Source organism: Streptococcus alactolyticus, assembly GCF_042649785.1.
In the GTDB taxonomy this organism is placed as follows: Bacteria; Bacillota; Bacilli; order Lactobacillales; family Streptococcaceae; genus Streptococcus; species Streptococcus alactolyticus.
This window is the reverse complement of record NZ_JBHRZX010000037.1, coordinates 76429-94008: the sequence shown is the minus strand read 5'-3', so window position 1 is coordinate 94008 and position 17580 is coordinate 76429. Positions and strand designations below refer to the sequence as shown.

Sequence of the window (17580 nt, the reverse complement as noted above, 5' to 3'; positions counted from 1 at the left end):
CTATATTTTCTATTTTAGCATAAAAATGGTAAAATAAAGCGTATGATAAGTAAAAAAAGCAGTTTCCTTTTGGGCTCTAGTGTGGTGGGAGTGACTGGTCTTATCGCCTTTAGCACAATGTTAAGCAAGCAACAGGAAAAGAAACGGCAAGAAAGAGTTAAAAGAGAAGTGCGTGATTGTTTTAGTCAGCTTGGTTCTATTTTGGTTCTTTATGTGAATCATTTTGAGTCTGACAAAACAACAACGACAGGTGGTGTTGTCCTGACAGATGGTCGTACTTTTCGATTTGTTCACCAAAGGGGTGACATTAGCTATGTGGAGGAGAAAAAATGATTAGTCCAGCGTCTTATGAAGAAATGGCGACTTATTTGGAAAAACCTGGCAAAGTGGTTTTCTTTTTTACGGCAAATTGGTGCCCAGATTGCCAATTTATCTATCCTGTCATGCCAGAGATTGAAACTGAAAATCCTGAATTTACCTTTGTCCGTGTTGATCGTGACGAATTTATGGAAGTCGCACAACGCTGGGATATTTTTGGTATTCCAAGTTTTGTAGTGACCGAAAATGGCAAAGAAATCGGGCGTTTAGTCAACAAATTACGCAAAACCAGAGCAGAAATTAACAGCTTTTTAGCTGAATTGAAATAGGAGAGAAAATGATTTTTACGTACAACAAAGAACACGTCGGTGATGTCCTTATGGTGATTGTCAAAGATAGCAAGGGTGCTAAGCTTGATTACGAACGCAAAGGCAAGGTATCACGCGTATTTCTTGAAAAAAATGGTGAAACAGTTGCTTGGAATATTTTTGATGTGTCAAGCTTGATTGCGATTAGTGGTAAGGGTCAAGTGACCTTGTCTGACCAAGATGTGGCAACCCTTAACGCTGAATTGACAAAAGAAGACTTCAGCGAGCAATTGGAAAATGACCCATCACCAAAATTTGTCGTTGGTCAAATCAAAGAAATGGCTGCTCATTCAGACAGTGACCACTTGAATATTTGCCAAGTGAAAATTTCAGATGATAAAACCGTTCAAATTGTTGCAGGAGCGCCAAATGCAGCAGTTGGCTTAAAAACTATTGTTGCTCTTCCAGGTGCAATGATGCCAAACGGTAGTTTGATTTTCCCAGGTGCCCTTCGCGGTGAAAAGAGTTTTGGGATGATGTGCTCACCTCGTGAATTGGCTCTTCCAAATGCGCCACAAAAACGTGGGATCATTGAATTGGATGATACAGCAGTGGTTGGCGAAGCCTTTGATCCAGAAAAACACTGGAAAGCTCAATAGTAATGAAAGGAGTCGGAGTTTCCAGCTCTTTTTTCTCTTGTTTTTCGAATAATAAGATAGGAGGAAGCTTATGTACAATAAAGTTATTATGATTGGTCGCCTGACTGTACAACCAGAGCTGGTGACAACACCAAACGATAAATCAGTCACACGCGTGACTTTGGCAGTTAATAGACGATTTAAATCGCAAAATGGGGAACGTGATGCGGATTTTATTTCCCTTGTGGTTTGGGGACGTTTGGCAGAAACCCTAACGTCTTACGCGGGAAAAGGTAGCCTCATATCAGTCGATGGCGAACTTCGCACACGCAAATACGATAAAAATGGACAGACGCAGTACGTGACCGAAGTCCTATGTCATTCTTTCCAGTAACTAGAAAGCCGCACCAAACGTGCCATGCGAGAAAACAACACCCCAAACAACCTAGCCGACCTCGTACTAGAAGAAGAGGAACTCCCGTTTTAATATGAAACAGTTCAAGTTTTTGACTTGGGCTGTTTTTTGTTGGATGATAGTTGAAGTTTAAGTGTTATCTATACTTTTTGACTGAATTGTATATACAATTTAAAAATGTTATAATTAAGATAAAATAATTATTGGTTTTTCAGAGATTATTGAAAAGGTATAGAATGAAAAAACAAAAAAATTTAGGTATTTTAGTGAGCGCCATCTTTGGTTTTTTGATAGTAATTGGCTCTTATTTAAATTATAAAATATTTCCCTCAAATTCGAGTCGCATCAAAATTGGTGCCACCTATATGACGATGAATAATGATTTTTATAAGGTATTAAACAACGAAATTGAAAAGGTTGTTAAAGAGAATAATGATATTTTGTACACTAGAGATCCCGCTCTAGATGTAGATAAACAAAAACAACAAATTGACTCATTTATCCAAAAAGAAGTTGATATCATTATTATCAATCCTGTTAGCGCTAATAGTCCAAAATTGATAAAAGCTTTAAAGGATGCTAAAAAAGCCGGTATTAAAATCGTTGTTGTAGATAGTCAATTATCAGACGATTCTTCAGTAGATACGACCATTGTATCAGATAATTATCAAGCTGGTGTTCTATGTGCTCAAAATTTAATGCAGATAAAATCTAACGCTAAGATTTTGTTACTAGAGCACAATGATGCGGTATCTGCCGTGGAACGTATCAATGGATTTTTAGATACAATAGAAGGAAATGACGCTTATCAAGTGATTGAACGAAGAGATTGTTTAGGACAAACAGAAATTGCTATGCCGCAAGTAGAATCTGTAATTACTTCAGGTATGGAATTTGATACAGTAATGGCACTTAATGATCAAGTAGCTATCGGTGCTCTAGCAGCAATTGAAAATAAACATATAGGCACTCCAATAAAAATCTACGGTGTTGATGGTTCCCCTGATATGAAGAACCTATTAGCTACAACAAATTCAATTCAAGCAACAGTAGCCCAATCCCCTTTGACCATGGGGAAAAGAGCTATACAGACAGGATATTCTTTACTTAAACAAAGGTCAGTGGATAAGGAGATTATTATTCCTGTTGAATTTATGACTAGTGAGACTGTATGTAATTTTGACTTAACAGGATGGCAGTGATGAAAAGTCTAAGAAATATTGATTTGGCTAAATTTATTCTGATTATCATTAATTTTTTAGCTGTTTTATTTTATAGTTCGGTTTATTTAGCAGCGACTAAATATATTATCAATAATGGTTTGAGTCGCTCTTTATTAGAAAAGATTAGTATTATTCCCAGTTCACCTGAACAAATTTTTTGCTTGTCTAATCTTTTTTTGCAATACTTTTATTTGTCATATATGCTAGAAATCAGAAGTTAAAAAAAGAGACAGTAGTTCGTGATTGGTTTGCTATTTTAGAGGTTTAGGAACTTTTTCAATATTATGTCAAGGGGAAAAATAAACTACTTTTGATATGATTGCAACCTAAATTCAAGGTCTCCTATCACTTTTTCAATATTTTGTTTTCCACGATAAATACCATAGCCAAATAATAACATACCAATAGCGCCAATAAAAATTAGAACGCATCCTATAACAAATAGAAGGAGATTGGTTTCATGAAAAAAATATGACATTAGCAACCCCAAACTGACCACTATAAAAAATAAAGTGAGCCATCGATTAAGATTTTCAATCATAGTAATTTGAACTTCAGTTGCTCGACCATACCTTAAAGAATTAGTTAAAGACTCCTGAATAATACGAAAAATAATATTTAACGAAACCAAGCAATTTTTTTATAAAAAGAATGGCTAAACGTGTACTTGAAGGAAAAACATCAATATAGACATCTAATTCAGGAGTACGGACTAATAATGATAGAACATCGTAATTTGACAATAAAAGAGCGCCAAAGTTTGCTAAAATAAAGAATAGCCATGATCTCTTCTCACGAAAAGTATAAAAATCTGTATACGAAAAAAAGATATCCATGAAAACTAATAAAATCAAACCATTATAGGAAAACTGTAATGCTACAAATGTAGCTAAAAGTAAAAAATGCTGATAATCTCCCAGCTAGGAACTTTTTCAATGCTCAAATAACTGCTTGACTTATTTTTTAGAAATTGAGTTTTTTTCTTGACTATTTCTGACCAAGTGCTAAAATAGTTATTGTAATGAGTTAGCACTAAAGAGTGTAGAGTGCTAATTTGAGATTTAGGTTTCTATTTCTCAGGATAAATAAGAAATTTGGAGGCAAAAGGCATGTTAAAACCATTAGGAGATCGTGTTGTTTTAAAAGTCGAAGAAGAAAAAGAACAAACCGTTGGTGGTCTTGTCCTAGCTGGAGTAAGTAAAGAAAGAACACAAGTAGCGACTGTTGTGTCTGTCGGTGAAGGTAGCCGTACGTTGACTGGTGAATTGGTAGCACCAAGTGTTGCTGCCGGTGACAAGGTTCTTATTGAACATGGTTCTGGAATTGAAGTCAAAGATGGTGACGACAAAGTCATGATTGTTCGTGAAGCAGAAATTTTAGCGGTATTAGCTTAATAAAAACGTCAGTGGTACGTTAATCTATTAAAGTTAAAAGAGGGATATATTATGGTTAAAGATATTAAATTTTCATCAGATGCGCGTGAAAGTATGGTACGCGGGGTTGATATTTTAGCAGATACGGTGAAAGTAACCTTAGGTCCTAAAGGACGCAATGTGGTACTTGAAAAATCATTTGGTTCACCATTGATCACGAATGATGGTGTGACAATCGCCAAAGAAATCGAATTAGAAGACCATTTTGAAAATATGGGTGCTAAATTGGTATCAGAAGTTGCCTCTAAAACAAATGATATCGCTGGTGATGGTACAACAACTGCGACTGTTTTAACACAAGCTATCGTGCGTGAAGGTCTTAAAAACGTGACTGCAGGAGCAAATCCAATTGGTATTCGTCGCGGTATCGAATCTGCGGTTTCAGTAGCTGTCGATGCTTTGAAATCAATTGCACAACCAGTTGCTAACAAGGAAGCAATTGCCCAAGTTGCTGCCGTATCATCACGTTCTGAAAAAGTTGGTGAATACATCTCAGAAGCTATGGAAAAAGTTGGTAATGACGGTGTTATCACAATCGAAGAATCACGTGGTATGGAAACAGAACTTGACGTGGTTGAAGGGATGCAATTTGACCGTGGTTACTTGTCACAATATATGGTAACTGACAATGAAAAAATGGTTGCTGAACTTGACAACCCTTATATCTTGATTACCGATAAGAAAATCTCAAATATTCAAGACATCTTGCCATTGCTTGAAGAAGTCTTGAAAACAAGCCGTCCGCTTCTTATTATTGCCGATGATATCGATGGTGAAGCTCTTCCAACACTTGTTCTTAACAAAATCCGTGGTACCTTTAATGTCGTAGCGGTTAAAGCACCAGGCTTTGGTGATCGTCGTAAAGCCATGCTTGAAGATATTGCTATCTTGACAGGTGGTACAGTGATTACTGAAGACCTTGGTCTTGAGTTGAAAGACGCAAACATGACTGCTCTTGGACAAGCCGCTAAAGTAACCGTTGATAAAGACAGTACAGTTATAGTGGAAGGTGCTGGTGATAGCGCTGCTATTGCTGACCGTGTCAATGTAATTAAATCACAATTGGCTGCAACAACATCTGAATTTGACCGTGAAAAATTGCAAGAACGTCTTGCTAAATTAGCAGGTGGTGTTGCCGTAATTAAAGTCGGCGCTGCAACAGAAACAGAATTGAAAGAAATGAAATTGCGTATTGAAGATGCCCTTAACGCGACACGTGCTGCCGTTGAAGAAGGTATCGTTGCTGGTGGTGGTACAGCACTTGTTAATGTCATTTCAAAAGTTGCAGAACTTGAATTGGAAGGTGACGAAGCAACAGGACGTAACATCGTACTTCGTGCCTTGGAAGAACCTGTTCGTCAAATTGCAACAAACGCTGGTTACGAAGGTTCAGTTGTCATTGAACGTTTGAAAAATGAATCACTTGGTACAGGTTTCAACGCTGCTAACGGTGAATGGGTAGATATGGTTGAAGCTGGTATCATCGACCCAGTGAAAGTAACACGTTCAGCTCTTCAAAACGCTGCCTCTGTTGCTAGTTTGATTTTGACGACAGAAGCTGTCGTGGCTAACAAACCGGAACCTGCTGCTCCAGCACAACCTGCTCCAGGTATGGATCCATCAATGATGGGTGGCTTCTAATTATCCACTCTAGTCAGATTTTACTCGATAAAGAAGTTAAGAGGTTTCTCTTAGCTTCTTTTTTTTAGTTTTTCCCTTAAAATTTGATATAATAGGACAAATATGACACATGATAAGGTTTGCAGATGGAGGTGAGGGTATTGGATGATAAAGAATTCCTGCAGATTGGGGAATTGTATCGGGAATTACGCTTAGCGCGTGGTTTGAAATTAAAAGACGTTGCTAACCAACAATTATCCCTTTCCCAACTCTCTAAATTTGAAAATGGGCAGACCATGATTGCGGCAGATAAGTTGTTGGTTGCGCTGTCTGGCATTCACATGAGTTTAGCAGAATTTGGCCACGCTCTTAACCATTACCAAGAGAGCCCCTTCTTTTCTAAAGGCAAGCAAATTGCGATGCTTCAATTGACAGGTGATGTTGATGGTTTAAAAGCTTTGATACATGATGTGGCAGATACCGATGTTTACACGCGTTTGAATGCCATCGATGTGGCTAGTGCTATTCAGTCGCTTGACCCAGTTTATGCGATTTCAGAAGCAGACAAGGCTTTTTTGACAGATTATCTCTATGGCATCGAGGAGTGGACAGAATACGAACTCTACTTGTTTGGCAATACCATGTCTATCTTGTCTAGTAAGGATTTGATTTTTCTGGGTAAAGCCTTTGCTGAGCGGGACAGCTTTTACCAAACCTTGCCTCAGCACAGAAAGACAGCTGAGTTGATCTTTTTAAATATCATGTTTGCCTTAATTGAGCGGCGTGAGTTGCATCACATTCCTTATTTTATGGAAAAATTGGAAGCTTTGCTGACTTATCAAGATATGTTTGCCTTGAGCGTCTTGACCTTTTTGCGACAAGTACTTGATTACCTCAATGGCTCTTTGGTAAGTGTGACACCTATCAAAGATTATATTGATATGGTTAAAAAAGTGGGCAATCCGACCTTGGCTGATTTGCTGACTGAGCGTCTTGCAGCCTTTGGATTGATAGAAAAAATCTGAGCCTTTGCACTCAGATTTTGATAATTATTTCTTTAAAATGGCCAAATACGAAAAGTAAGTAGCAAAAAAGCCAAAAGCAATCCTTTAAAACGCATCTCAAAAACCTCCTTTTCTTACCATTATAACCGAATAACCGAGAAATGACTAAAAACATCTGATTATCAGATGTGAGAATAAAAAATTTATTTTCATATTTGAAAATTCTGTAAATTTCACTTTTTTTATGGTATAGTATTCTTATAAGTATTTACTGATAGTACTTATGCAACAATTGTTTGATTTGGCGATGCTAAAAAACGATTGTTAGGGGGACTAGGTTTTCCTAGGGAGAGATGAAAGATCATTACTTGTAAAAGAATTTGACGCTTGACTTGCTCAAACTAACAGGTCATACCTAAGATAAATACCATGGTGGTGGTTCGGTGCATTATGGATCGATTTTTAAATTAATGCAGTAGCAGGTATGACAAGAGAAATGATTTGTAAGGTCTAAGGTTCTCGACTAGAGTGTTTCTAGTAGGCCTTATTATTATTTGACAGGCATCACTAGTTATCTAGTGGTGTTTTAATATATTTTTAATTAAGCAAATAAGGTCGAAATATCCTTGCTTTTTTGGTTGTCTTAAAAGAGGATAAGCGCACAGTTGTAACTGTTTTCAAGTTCTAAAAAGCTTTTTTTAAAAAAATTCAGAAAACGCTTTACAAAATGAAAATACGTGCTATAATAAAATCATCAAAGCAACGCAAACGTTTGCGTAGCTTTAAGCGCAAATCAATCTCTTTTTAAATGGAAAAATAGATGGCATTATTTTTTTAAGTCAAAAAGCAATTGGTTTATTAGCAAAAAGGTTTAAGGAGTTATTACATGAAGAAAGCATTTCAAAAGTTAACCAGCTTTGAATTTTGGCAAAAGTTCGGTAAATGCTTGATGGTTGTTATTGCTGTTATGCCAGCAGCAGGGTTGATGGTTAGTATCGGAAACTCACTTCCTCTGATCAATGCCGACTCAGCTATCTTAGCAACTGTTGGTAACGTTATTGCCCAAATTGGTTGGGGAATTATCAATAACCTTCACATTCTCTTTGCATTAGCTATCGGGGGTAGCTGGGCTAAGGAGCGTGCAGGTGGTGCGTTCGCAGCTGGTATTGCATTTATTTTGATCAATCTTATCACAGGTCACGTTTATGGTGTTACCCTTGATATGATTGAAGATGGAACAAGTGTGGTTCACAACGTTCTTGGTTCACCAATGCTTGTTTCTGACTATTTCGTTGACATTCTTGGACAACCTGCTCTTAACATGGGTGTCTTTGTCGGAATCATCTCAGGTTTTGTAGGGGCAACAGCTTACAACAAATACTACAACTACCGTAAATTGCCAGATGTTTTGTCATTCTTTAACGGAAAACGTTTTGTTCCATTTGTCGTTATCTTCCGTGCAATAATCGTTGGTTTGATCATGGCTGTTGTTTGGCCAATCATCCAATCAGGTATCAATGGATTTGGTACATGGATTGCATCATCACAAGATTCTGCTCCATTCTTGGCGCCATTCTTGTATGGTACGTTAGAGCGTTTGCTTCTACCATTTGGTTTGCACCACATGATTACAATCCCAATGAACTACACTTCTCTTGGTGGTACTTACGTTATCCTTACAGGTGCTCAACAAGGTGCAGAAGTATTTGGACAAGACCCACTTTGGTTGGCATGGGTAACTGACCTTATCAACCTTAAAGGTTCTAATGTAACAGAATACCAAAACCTTCTTGCAACAGTTGTTCCAGCTCGTTTCAAAGTTGGACAAATGATTGGTGCAACTGGTACTTTGATGGGGGTTGCTTATGCAATGTACCGTAATGTTGACCCAGACAAGAAGAAAAAATACTCTGCTATGTTTATCTCAACAGCAGCAGCAACTTTCCTAACAGGTGTAACTGAGCCAATCGAGTACATGTTCATGTTCGTTGCGATGCCACTTTACGTTGTGTATGCAGTGGTACAAGGTTTGACATTTGCATTGGCTGACTTGGTAAACCTACGTCTTCACTCATTCGGTAATATCGAATTGCTAACACGTACACCGATGGCTATTAAAGCAGGACTTGGTGGCGACTTATTCAACTTTGTTATTTGCTCAATCTTGTCAGGTGTGTTGATGTACTTCATCGCAGACTTCATGATTAAGAAATTTAACTACGCAACTCCAGGTCGTAACGGTAACTACGACGATATGGATTCTGAAGATGCAGCAGCATCAGGTGATTCATCAAACGGTGGCACTATCGGTCACGCAGATACTCAAGTTATCCAAATCATCAACCTTCTTGGTGGACGTGAAAACATTGAAGATGTAGATGCTTGTATGACGCGTCTTCGTGTAACTGTTAAAGATATTGCTAAAGTCGGTGACGAAGAAACTTGGAAAAAAGCTGGTGCGATGGGCTTGATTATCAAAGGTAATGGTGTTCAAGCGGTTTACGGACCAAAAGCTGATATCTTGAAATCTGATATCCAAGACTTCCTAGACTCAGGTGCTGAAGTTCCAAAAATTGATTTTTCAGAAGTAGAAGGTCACGACGTTACTCAAGTATCTTATAAAGGTGCTGTTGAAATGGTTGAATCTATCGTTGATGGTGAAGTACGACCAATCACAGACGTTAAAGACCCTGTCTTTGCAGGTAAAATGATGGGTGATGGTTTCATCGTGGAACCTGAAAATGGTAACATCTTCTCTCCTGTATCAGGTATCGTGACAAGTGTCTTCCCAACAAAACACGCCTTTGGTTTGTTGACAGATAACGGACTTGAAGTGCTTGTTCACATTGGTTTGGATACAGTAGCCCTTAACGGTGTGCCATTCTCTGTTAAAGTGGCTGAAGGTCAACGTGTGAAAGCTGGCGATCTTCTTGTAGTAGCAGACCTAGCAGCTATCGAATCTGCAGGACGTGAAACAACTGTTATCGTTGCCTTTACAAATACTGCTGAAATCAAATCAGTAACCTTGACAAAAGTTGGTAAACAAAAAGCCAACACAGTGGTTGCTAAAGTAGAATTATAAGATTAGAATATCTAATAAGCAAAGAGAGTCTAAGATAAGAATCGAGGACTCTCCTTTGATTTTTGGGGAGAAAGACATGGCTAAATTTTTAACGCTTAATACGCATTCTTGGTTAGAGGCAAATTCATTAAAGAAATTATTCGATTTGGCGGAGCACATTTACATTGAAGATTATGATGTGATTTGTTTGCAAGAAATCAATCAAGATATTCGTGGTTTATTAACCAAAGAGATTGAAGGGTATGAGGAATTACCAGGTAGTCCAGAACTCCATCGTGACAATTATGCCCTACAATTAGTCAATTATCTTAAGAGCCAAGGCAGACATTATTACTGGTCTTGGGCTTATAATCATATCGGTTATGACAAATACAATGAGGGTGTTGTTATCTTGTCAAAAGAGCCACTGAAAGTCAAAGATGTTTTAGTGTCTGATGTGGACGATGAAACGGATTATCACACACGACGTGTCCTTGTTGGTGAAACCAAAGCCGATGGAAAGCCTATTACAGTTGTTAGTTTGCATATGTCTTGGTTTGGCAAAGGCTTCGAAGAAGAATGGAACAAGCTGGAAACCGCTTTGAGTGATTATCCAAAACCAATGGTGCTCATGGGAGATTTTAATAACCCGACAGATACTGCTGGTTATGACATGGTTTTAAAGAGCCCGCTTGAGTTGCAAGATAGCCACAAGGTAGCAAAAGTCATTCAAGGTGATCACACCATCATCGAAGATATCGACGGTTGGGAAGGGAATAAGCAGTCTCTAAAAGTTGATCACGTCTTTACAAGTAAAGATATTGATGTCTTGTCGTCTGTGGTTGTATTTGACGGCGGTGCTTCACCAATTGTGAGCGACCACTTTGGTATTGCGGTTGATATTGAGTTTTAATGAGCAAAAATAAAAGGAAGATGTTGTCATCTTCCTTTTTGCTATGTTAATCAATAATTGGGCTTTTTAGGTAAGCATCAACGAGGCGTTCGGTTGCTTGAACAGAATCGATGTGCGTACGTTCGTATGAGTGGCTTGATTCGATACCTGCACCAAATAGAGCGTGTTTGACCTCAGCGCCTGCGCGAAGAGCTGCTGAAGCGTCACTGCCGTAGTATGGGTAAATATCCAATTTATAAGGAATTTTATTTTCTTCAGCCAAATGGACCAAGTGTTGACGCAATTCGTAATGGTAAGGTCCTGAAGCATCTTTGACACAGATTGATACACTGTATTCGTCTGTTTGTTGATCATCTCCCATGGCTCCCATGTCAACGGCAAGGTATTCAACAGTTTCAGCTGGGATACTTGAGTTGGCACCGTGTCCTAATTCTTCAAATGCTGAGAAATAGAAGTGGGTTGTGTATGGTAAGGCGATATTTTCTTCCTTGTAGGTTTTAAGCAGTTTGATGAGAATGGCTGCTGAAACTTTATCATCTAAGTGACGTGATTTGATGAAACCTGATTCTGTGACAACCACACGAGGGTCAAATGAGATGAAATCACCGACTTCAATGCCCAAAGCGCGTGTTTCTGCTTCAGAAGTGACTTTCTCATCCAAACGGATTTCCATATTGGCTTGGTTGCGTTCGGCTGTACCAGCATCTTTGTAAACGTGGACAGATGTTTGGTGCATGAGAATGGTTCCGCTGATTTGTTTGCCGTTTTTAGCCACATGGACAATACAGTTTTCCCCTTCGATCGCATTGTAAACAAAGCCACCGATAAGGTCCATTTTTAGGCGACCGTCTGGTTTGATGGCACGAACCATGGCACCAAGTGTATCAAGGTGAGCGGTCACGATGCGGTGTTTGTTATCGTCTTTTCCTGTCACGCTAACCATGACACCCCCTTTATTGGTACGAGTTGGAACGTAACCAAAACTTTCCAATTCAGCAATGAGGTAATTCATGATGTGGCTAGTGTAGCCAGTAGGTGATGGAATATTCGTGAGTTTTGTAATGTAATCAACTGTTGTTTGCATAATGATCTCCAATAATATCTAATCAGCTTATAAAATAAGCTCATTACCATTATACCATGACTTTTCCGTTTGGTAGAAGATTTGGCTAATGGGCTTGGCTGACTTGGGCTAATCGCTTCATGGTAATTTTGGCAAGACGTTCCACATCTGCACCGGTCCCACGTAATTCAAAATCACCTAACATTGGGAAACCAAAACGTTTGGCGTATTGTTTGGCTGTCAGGCAATACTGCTCGTTGAAATTGCGGTTTCCAGAGCCAATAATACCAATGCAGTGCTTATCATTGCCGTGTGCAGCGATGAAATCCCCCAAAGGATTGGTTAAAATTTCCACATCGCCTGTATCAATGCCGTTTCCTCCCTCTAAATAAGTTGGCAAAATGGCGACAAAAGGTTCTGTAATAGGGAAAGTATCATGATTAAGGTCTTTAACATTGATTTCTTCTGTCTGTAAGTCATACTGACTCAGCAAATGCTCCCTAAAACGCTTGGCAAAGCTCTTGGTATTGCCACTTAAACTAATATAAACAACATATAAGAGTGATTGTCTCTTTTGATCTAACATCGCAATGTACCTTTCAATAGTCTACCTAAAAATGTAACATAAAGGACTGAGATAGACAAGGAAGAGGGGAACTATAGATTTTAAAATACCCCTAAAGGATCAGATGCGCTGTAAACCTTTAGGGGTATTGACTACTCATTAAATCCGTTGTCAACAGTAACTTGTTTGAACCACTCACCAGATTTTTTAATTGTTTTGACTTGTGTATGAATATTATTTGATATAAATCCATAGCGATTACGATAAGCATTCACCCAAGACCAACAATCAATTGGTGTCCAAAGGTGATATCCAAAACAATTTGAACCTTCCTTGATTCCTCGGTGAAGACAAGCAAGATGTTCTTTGATAAAGTCAATACGATAGTCATCCTGAATTTGCCCATTTTCGTCCATGAAACGTTCCTCATGAGAAACCCCCATCCCATTTTCAGAAACAAACCAAGGAATGTTCTTATAATTATCTCGAATATTGACAGCGATGTCGTAAATAGCTTCTGGATAAATTTCCCATCCTTTATCAATATTCATACGACGACCAGGCATTTTGTATTCATCGTAGTAACGGTTTGGTAACCAATCGCCTACAGAATTCGGCGCAATATCAGGTGCTTTTACACGATTGGGGTGATAAAAATTAACTCCTAAAAAGTCCACAGTATTTGCTTTAAGGATGTCAGAATCTCCAAGTTCTGTTTGCCAAATAACCCCATCATTTGTTAGAATCTCTTCGAGTTCTTTTGGAAATTCTCCATTGATAGCAGGTTCAAGGAACATTTTGTTGTTCCAAAGTTCAGCAAAGTGTGCTGCGGCTAAATCTTCTTTGGAATTAGAGGCAGAGTAAGTAGGTGTTAAATTTAAAATTGTACCAATTCGTCCACCGTCTTTATCTAAACCAAGCTCTTTAAATTTAGCGATAGCTTTTGCAGAAGCAATATTTAAGTTATATGCAACTTGAACTGCTTTTTTACCATCAACTAATTTAGGGTAATGAAATTGATAAAGGTATTCTCCGTCAACAACAACCATTGGTTCATTGTGTGTTGTCCAATCTTTAACGCGATCGCCAAAAGCCTTAAACGCTTGTTCTGCAAAGCCAACATAAAGATCTACGACATGGCGTGCTTCCCACCCTCCATATCTGTGATAAAGCTCAACAGGTAGATCGAAGTGATGCAAATTCATAATGGGACGAATGCCATTTTCGATGAAGCAGTCGATGACATTATTATAGAATTCTAGTGCCTCTTGATTAACGGTATTTGTTTCAAGGTCATCGATTAGACGGGTCCATTGAATAGAGGTACGAACACTATTAAGCCCAACTTTTTTCATTAAAGCAATATCTTCTTTATAGCTATTATAAAAGTTTGAGGCTGTATCAGGTCCTACATGGTTATAAAATACCTCAGGTTCAATTTCATACCAATAGTCAAACATATTAGCGTGTTTTTTATTGAAACGTCCTTCGCTTTGAGGTCCTGATGTAGCAGCACCCCACCAAAAATGATTTGGAAATGTGTAAGTTACCATAAGCTTCACCTCATTTTATTTTTAATAAAATTATATACTTTTTAAATACAAAAAACAATATTTATATTTAAAAATACTAGACTTTTAAGCGGGAATATTTTATACTTACACTGTAAAGATAAAATTAGAAGAAAGAGGCGTAGTTATGAACAAATTTCTGGATAGTATTAGCGACAAGCTCTTACCTGTAGCAAACAAATTAGCATCAAATCGATATCTATCAATTTTAAGAGATGCTTTTATGTTGGCGTTTCCTTTAACCATGTTTGGCTCGATTGTTGTGGTTATTTGTAATCTTCCTTTTTTTAAACGACGAAATGAAAGCGCTTTTGAACGAACTGTTAGGTAGTGGTCAAAGTGCAACCATGTCTATTATGACTGTCTTTGTTACTTTTGGTATTGGTTATTATTTATCAAAATCTTATGATGTGGAAGGTATTTTTGGGGGTGCTATTTCATTTGCAAGTTTCCTTATATTGACACCATTTTTTGTCACAAGCGATAGTGGTGAAACGATTTCGAATGTTTTAAGTCTTGATCGACTTGGTGCTAAAGGGATGTTTCTTGGAATGATTGTATCTTTTATAGCAGCTGAGATTTATAGTAGAACTAGCCGAAAAGGTTGGCAAATAAAAATGCCTGATAGCGTTCCACCTGCAGTTGCTAAATCATTTGCCGTATTGATTCCATCTATATTAACTTTATCTATTTTTACCGCTATCAATGCTATTGTGACAGTTGGTTTAAATACCAATCTTCATGATGTTATTTATAATATTATTCAAGTTCCGTTAGTTGGTTTGGGAAGTAGTATTTGGGCAACGTTGCTTGCTATCTTCTTTATTCAATTCTTATGGTTTTTCGGACTTCATGGACAAATTCTTGTAAATTCGGTAATGGATCCCGTTTGGAATACTCTAATGTTCGAAAACTTGGAAGCCTACAAAGCAGGTGAGCATCTTCCTCATATTATTACAAAACCTTTCATGGAGGTATTTACAGTTGGTTTAGGTGGCTCAGGTATGACTTTGGCAGTTGTCATTATTATGGCATTCTTCTTGCGAAAGAAACAATATCGTGATGTTGGTCGTTTAGCGTTAGGTGCAGGAATATTCAATGTTAACGAGCCTGTTATCTTTGGTTTACCAATTGTACTAAATGCAACGATTCTTATTCCTTGGGTCATTGCTCCAATCATTGTTACAGCATTTAATTATTTTGTTATGGCCATTGGGATCGTGCCTGCTCCAACAGGTGTGTCTGTACCTTGGACTGTCCCAATATTCTTTAGTGGTATAATTGCAACCAATTCGCTAGCAGGAGGACTTCTCCAAATTGTCGATTTTATACTTGTAGGATTTATTTGGTATCCATTCTTAAGAATGCTAGACAAACAAGAGGATTCTGCGTTATAATAAAGGTATTATTGGAATATTGGTCTATACATTAGGACCTTATTAAAATAAAACGTACAGTAAGGAATGGACTTGGAGGAGGCAGGCATTTATGTCAGAACCGTTATTTTTAAAATCGCAAATGCATGATAAAATTTGGGGAGGCACGAAGCTTCGTGAGGCCTTTGGTTATGATATTCCAACTGAAACAACGGGTGAGTATTGGGCAATCTCAGCTCACCCAAATGGGGTTTCGGTTATCAAAAATGGTATTTACGAAGGCGAAGGCTTAGATCAATTGTATCGCGAGCACAAAGAGCTTTTTGGCCACCCAAAATCAGAAGTTTTTCCTTTGTTAATCAAGATTTTGGATGCTAATGACTGGCTTAGTGTTCAAGTTCACCCTGATGACGCTTTTGCTTTAGCTCACGAAGGCGAACTTGGTAAAACAGAATGCTGGTATATCATTGCAGCAGATGAAGGAGCTGAGATTATATACGGTCATAATGCCAAGTCAAAAGAAGAGTTACGCCAATGGATTGAAGAAGGTCGCTGGGATGATTTGTTAACAAAAATCCCTGTTAAGGCTGGTGATTTCTTCTATGTTCCAAGTGGGACGATGCACGCGATTGGTAAGGGGATCTTGATTTTAGAAACACAACAATCCAGTGATACAACTTATCGTGTGTACGATTTTAATCGTCGTGACGCCCAAGGCAATTTAAGAAAGCTTCACATTGATAAGTCAATTGATGTGTTAACTATTGGGAAACCAGCAAACAGCACGCCAGCAACGATGGCAGTTGACCATTTGGAATCAACCTTGTTGGTATCAAACAAATTCTTTTCTGTTTACCGTTGGGAAGTTACAGGCTTGGTCGATTTCACGCAAACTGTTCCTTATTTGTTGCTTAGTGTCCTGTCTGGTCAGGGGCAATTGACTGTTGATGGTCGTGTCTATGATCTGAAAAAAGGTGATCACTTTATCTTGCCAAATGACGTGAAAGAATGGTCATTTGATGGGCAATTAGAGATGATTGTGAGCCATCCTAACGAAGACTAATACGCATCTTTGGTTTGTTCTACTTTTTATAATAAAACAGGAAATCCGTATGGATTTCTTTTCTGTTATCTTGTCAACAACCTGTGACAAGATGTTTTACTTGTGTCAACGAGAAAAAGTTAGTTATATTAGCGTCTAACATCTGATGGGTTGACAAGTTTGTCAAGTTAAGTTGGCAAACTTGTCAACGACGTGTCAAGGCTTGAAAGAAGGGAAAATTATGGAAAAATACAATCTTATTGCAAACGATGTCCGAAAGAAAATTTTAGAAGGGTTTTATAAGCCAAATGAGCAGTTGCCTTTTGAACGTGATTTTTGTGAGTACTACAATGTGAGTAAAATGACGGTTAAAAAAGCTCTGGATATTTTGGTGGCGGAAGGTTTGATTTACAAACGTCGTGGGGCTGGGACTTTTGTCATGGATTTACCAGTTGAAAAGATGGAAAAAATGCTGATGGATATTCAGATGATGGGGACGACAGCTTTTTATCCTGATAAAACGATTACTAGTCGAGTTTTGGATTTTTCAGTGGTGAAAGCAACACCTGAAATTGCTGATAAATTGAAAATCAAAGAAACCAGCTTTGTTTACAAAATCAATCGCGTGCGTTTTGTGAATGATAAGCCTACTGTCATCGAAGAAACTTATATGCCTATCGATTTGATTACAGGATTGCGCTTAGAGCAAGTTGAGCATTCGATTTATGATTACATTGAGAATGATTTGGGTTTGAAAATCCAATCAGGTCACCGTACGATTACGGTTCGCCGTGCAACAGATACGGAAGCACATTATTTGGATTTGGAAAGCGGCGATCCTGTGGCAGTTGCGGTTCAAACAGGTTATTTAAATACAGGTGTGGCTTTTGAATATTCTATCAGTAAACACCGCTACGACGAATTTTCTGTTGAGATTGTTTTGACCCATAATTAATGCTAGAGATGCCGTGATTTTTACGGCAGATGAGTTGGTATTTTAGGGTATTTAATGTTAAAATAATAGACAATA

Annotated in this window: 15 protein-coding genes and 3 pseudogenes; 13 read left to right on the top strand and 5 right to left on the bottom strand. The window is 38.1% G+C overall.

What is annotated here, in order from left to right; genetic code table 11:
* The first annotated feature begins 42 nt into the window (after nucleotides 1–42).
* The 5 genes and pseudogenes from ACFORE_RS07680 to ACFORE_RS07660 all read left to right on the top strand — a co-directional run bounded on the left by ACFORE_RS07680 (nucleotide 43) and on the right by ACFORE_RS07660 (nucleotide 2881).
* A complete protein-coding gene (locus ACFORE_RS07680; RefSeq protein WP_154454138.1) occupies nucleotides 43–333 on the top strand; it encodes a DUF4651 domain-containing protein in 291 nt (96 codons plus the stop codon).
* Nucleotides 330–647, top strand: a complete 318-nt coding sequence (locus ACFORE_RS07675; protein ID WP_168261077.1) for a thioredoxin family protein — start codon at nucleotides 330–332, stop codon at nucleotides 645–647. The genes ACFORE_RS07680 and ACFORE_RS07675 overlap by 4 nt, the downstream gene beginning before the upstream one ends.
* Before the next feature lie 8 nt (nucleotides 648–655).
* Nucleotides 656–1285 carry a YtpR family tRNA-binding protein gene (gene ytpR / locus ACFORE_RS07670; RefSeq protein WP_154454136.1) on the top strand — a complete coding sequence of 210 codons (630 nt, stop codon included), beginning with the start codon at nucleotides 656–658 and terminating at the stop codon, nucleotides 1283–1285.
* Nucleotides 1286–1355: 70 nt separating this feature from the next.
* A pseudogene (locus ACFORE_RS07665) lies at nucleotides 1356–1751 on the top strand (single-stranded DNA-binding protein).
* 164 nt (nucleotides 1752–1915) lie between these two features.
* On the top strand, nucleotides 1916–2881 hold the full coding sequence (locus tag ACFORE_RS07660; protein ID WP_293677861.1) for a sugar ABC transporter substrate-binding protein: 966 nt from the start codon (nucleotides 1916–1918) through the stop codon (nucleotides 2879–2881).
* Between the two features lie 325 nt (nucleotides 2882–3206).
* Here the strand turns inward: ACFORE_RS07660 and ACFORE_RS07655 are convergent, their stop codons facing one another.
* Nucleotides 3207–3443, bottom strand: a complete 237-nt coding sequence (locus tag ACFORE_RS07655) for a PTS fructose transporter subunit IA (protein ID WP_366125226.1) — start codon at nucleotides 3441–3443, stop codon at nucleotides 3207–3209.
* 57 nt (nucleotides 3444–3500) lie between these two features.
* A pseudogene (locus ACFORE_RS07650) lies at nucleotides 3501–3801 on the bottom strand (sensor histidine kinase); the annotation flags it as partial.
* A gap of 210 nt (nucleotides 3802–4011) precedes the next feature.
* Here ACFORE_RS07650 and groES point away from each other — a divergent pair.
* The 5 genes from groES (at nucleotide 4012) to ACFORE_RS07625 (ending at nucleotide 10933) form a co-directional block, all read left to right on the top strand.
* Nucleotides 4012–4296 carry a co-chaperone GroES gene (groES, locus tag ACFORE_RS07645; protein ID WP_154454134.1) on the top strand — a complete coding sequence of 95 codons (285 nt, stop codon included), beginning with the start codon at nucleotides 4012–4014 and terminating at the stop codon, nucleotides 4294–4296.
* 51 nt (nucleotides 4297–4347) lie between these two features.
* Entirely contained in the window at nucleotides 4348–5976 is a 1629-nt protein-coding gene (groL, locus tag ACFORE_RS07640) for a chaperonin GroEL (protein ID WP_154454133.1), read from the top strand.
* 125 nt (nucleotides 5977–6101) lie between these two features.
* On the top strand, nucleotides 6102–6980 hold the full coding sequence (locus ACFORE_RS07635) for an Rgg/GadR/MutR family transcriptional regulator (RefSeq protein ID WP_235281311.1): 879 nt from the start codon (nucleotides 6102–6104) through the stop codon (nucleotides 6978–6980).
* Nucleotides 6981–7845: 865 nt separating this feature from the next.
* Nucleotides 7846–10041, top strand: a complete 2196-nt coding sequence (locus ACFORE_RS07630) for a PTS transporter subunit IIBC (RefSeq protein ID WP_235281154.1) — start codon at nucleotides 7846–7848, stop codon at nucleotides 10039–10041.
* Between the two features lie 76 nt (nucleotides 10042–10117).
* Nucleotides 10118–10933, top strand: coding sequence for an endonuclease/exonuclease/phosphatase family protein (locus tag ACFORE_RS07625; RefSeq protein WP_168261083.1), 816 nt, complete (start codon nucleotides 10118–10120; stop codon nucleotides 10931–10933).
* A 46-nt stretch (nucleotides 10934–10979) separates the two neighbouring features.
* Here ACFORE_RS07625 and ACFORE_RS07620 read toward each other — a convergent pair whose 3' ends face one another.
* The 3 genes from ACFORE_RS07620 to ACFORE_RS07610 form a co-directional block, all read right to left on the bottom strand.
* Nucleotides 10980–12017 (bottom strand): M42 family metallopeptidase, encoded by a 1038-nt coding sequence (locus ACFORE_RS07620; RefSeq protein ID WP_154454130.1) that lies wholly within the window; start codon nucleotides 12015–12017, stop codon nucleotides 10980–10982.
* Between the two features lie 85 nt (nucleotides 12018–12102).
* The gene (nrdI, locus tag ACFORE_RS07615) at nucleotides 12103–12582 is read right to left on the bottom strand and encodes a class Ib ribonucleoside-diphosphate reductase assembly flavoprotein NrdI (protein ID WP_154454129.1); all 480 of its coding nucleotides are present in this window, start codon (nucleotides 12580–12582) and stop codon (nucleotides 12103–12105) included.
* Between the two features lie 131 nt (nucleotides 12583–12713).
* The gene (locus tag ACFORE_RS07610; protein ID WP_264879591.1) at nucleotides 12714–14114 is read right to left on the bottom strand and encodes a glycoside hydrolase family 1 protein; all 1401 of its coding nucleotides are present in this window, start codon (nucleotides 14112–14114) and stop codon (nucleotides 12714–12716) included.
* Nucleotides 14115–14259: 145 nt separating this feature from the next.
* Here ACFORE_RS07610 and celB point away from each other — a divergent pair.
* From celB to ACFORE_RS07595, 3 genes and pseudogenes are all read left to right on the top strand, one after another.
* Nucleotides 14260–15529, top strand: a pseudogene (gene celB / locus ACFORE_RS07605) (PTS cellobiose transporter subunit IIC).
* Nucleotides 15530–15620: 91 nt separating this feature from the next.
* A complete protein-coding gene (gene manA, locus ACFORE_RS07600) occupies nucleotides 15621–16571 on the top strand; it encodes a mannose-6-phosphate isomerase, class I (protein WP_154454126.1) in 951 nt (316 codons plus the stop codon).
* Nucleotides 16572–16791: 220 nt separating this feature from the next.
* The gene (locus ACFORE_RS07595) at nucleotides 16792–17505 is read left to right on the top strand and encodes a GntR family transcriptional regulator (RefSeq protein ID WP_154454125.1); all 714 of its coding nucleotides are present in this window, start codon (nucleotides 16792–16794) and stop codon (nucleotides 17503–17505) included.
* Nucleotides 17506–17580 lie beyond the last annotated feature (75 nt).

Coding starts and splice junctions, on each gene's coding strand:
- ACFORE_RS07680 (WP_154454138.1), top strand. CDS start 43: ATGATAAGTAAAAAAAGCAGTTTCCTTTTGGGCTCTAGTGTGGTGGGA.
- ACFORE_RS07675 (WP_168261077.1), top strand. CDS start 330: ATGATTAGTCCAGCGTCTTATGAAGAAATGGCGACTTATTTGGAAAAA.
- ytpR (WP_154454136.1), top strand. CDS start 656: ATGATTTTTACGTACAACAAAGAACACGTCGGTGATGTCCTTATGGTG.
- ACFORE_RS07660 (WP_293677861.1), top strand. CDS start 1,916: ATGAAAAAACAAAAAAATTTAGGTATTTTAGTGAGCGCCATCTTTGGT.
- ACFORE_RS07655 (WP_366125226.1), bottom strand. CDS start 3,443: ATGATTGAAAATCTTAATCGATGGCTCACTTTATTTTTTATAGTGGTC.
- groES (WP_154454134.1), top strand. CDS start 4,012: ATGTTAAAACCATTAGGAGATCGTGTTGTTTTAAAAGTCGAAGAAGAA.
- groL (WP_154454133.1), top strand. CDS start 4,348: ATGGTTAAAGATATTAAATTTTCATCAGATGCGCGTGAAAGTATGGTA.
- ACFORE_RS07635 (WP_235281311.1), top strand. CDS start 6,102: ATGGAGGTGAGGGTATTGGATGATAAAGAATTCCTGCAGATTGGGGAA.
- ACFORE_RS07630 (WP_235281154.1), top strand. CDS start 7,846: ATGAAGAAAGCATTTCAAAAGTTAACCAGCTTTGAATTTTGGCAAAAG.
- ACFORE_RS07625 (WP_168261083.1), top strand. CDS start 10,118: ATGGCTAAATTTTTAACGCTTAATACGCATTCTTGGTTAGAGGCAAAT.
- ACFORE_RS07620 (WP_154454130.1), bottom strand. CDS start 12,017: ATGCAAACAACAGTTGATTACATTACAAAACTCACGAATATTCCATCA.
- nrdI (WP_154454129.1), bottom strand. CDS start 12,582: ATGTTAGATCAAAAGAGACAATCACTCTTATATGTTGTTTATATTAGT.
- ACFORE_RS07610 (WP_264879591.1), bottom strand. CDS start 14,114: ATGGTAACTTACACATTTCCAAATCATTTTTGGTGGGGTGCTGCTACA.
- manA (WP_154454126.1), top strand. CDS start 15,621: ATGTCAGAACCGTTATTTTTAAAATCGCAAATGCATGATAAAATTTGG.
- ACFORE_RS07595 (WP_154454125.1), top strand. CDS start 16,792: ATGGAAAAATACAATCTTATTGCAAACGATGTCCGAAAGAAAATTTTA.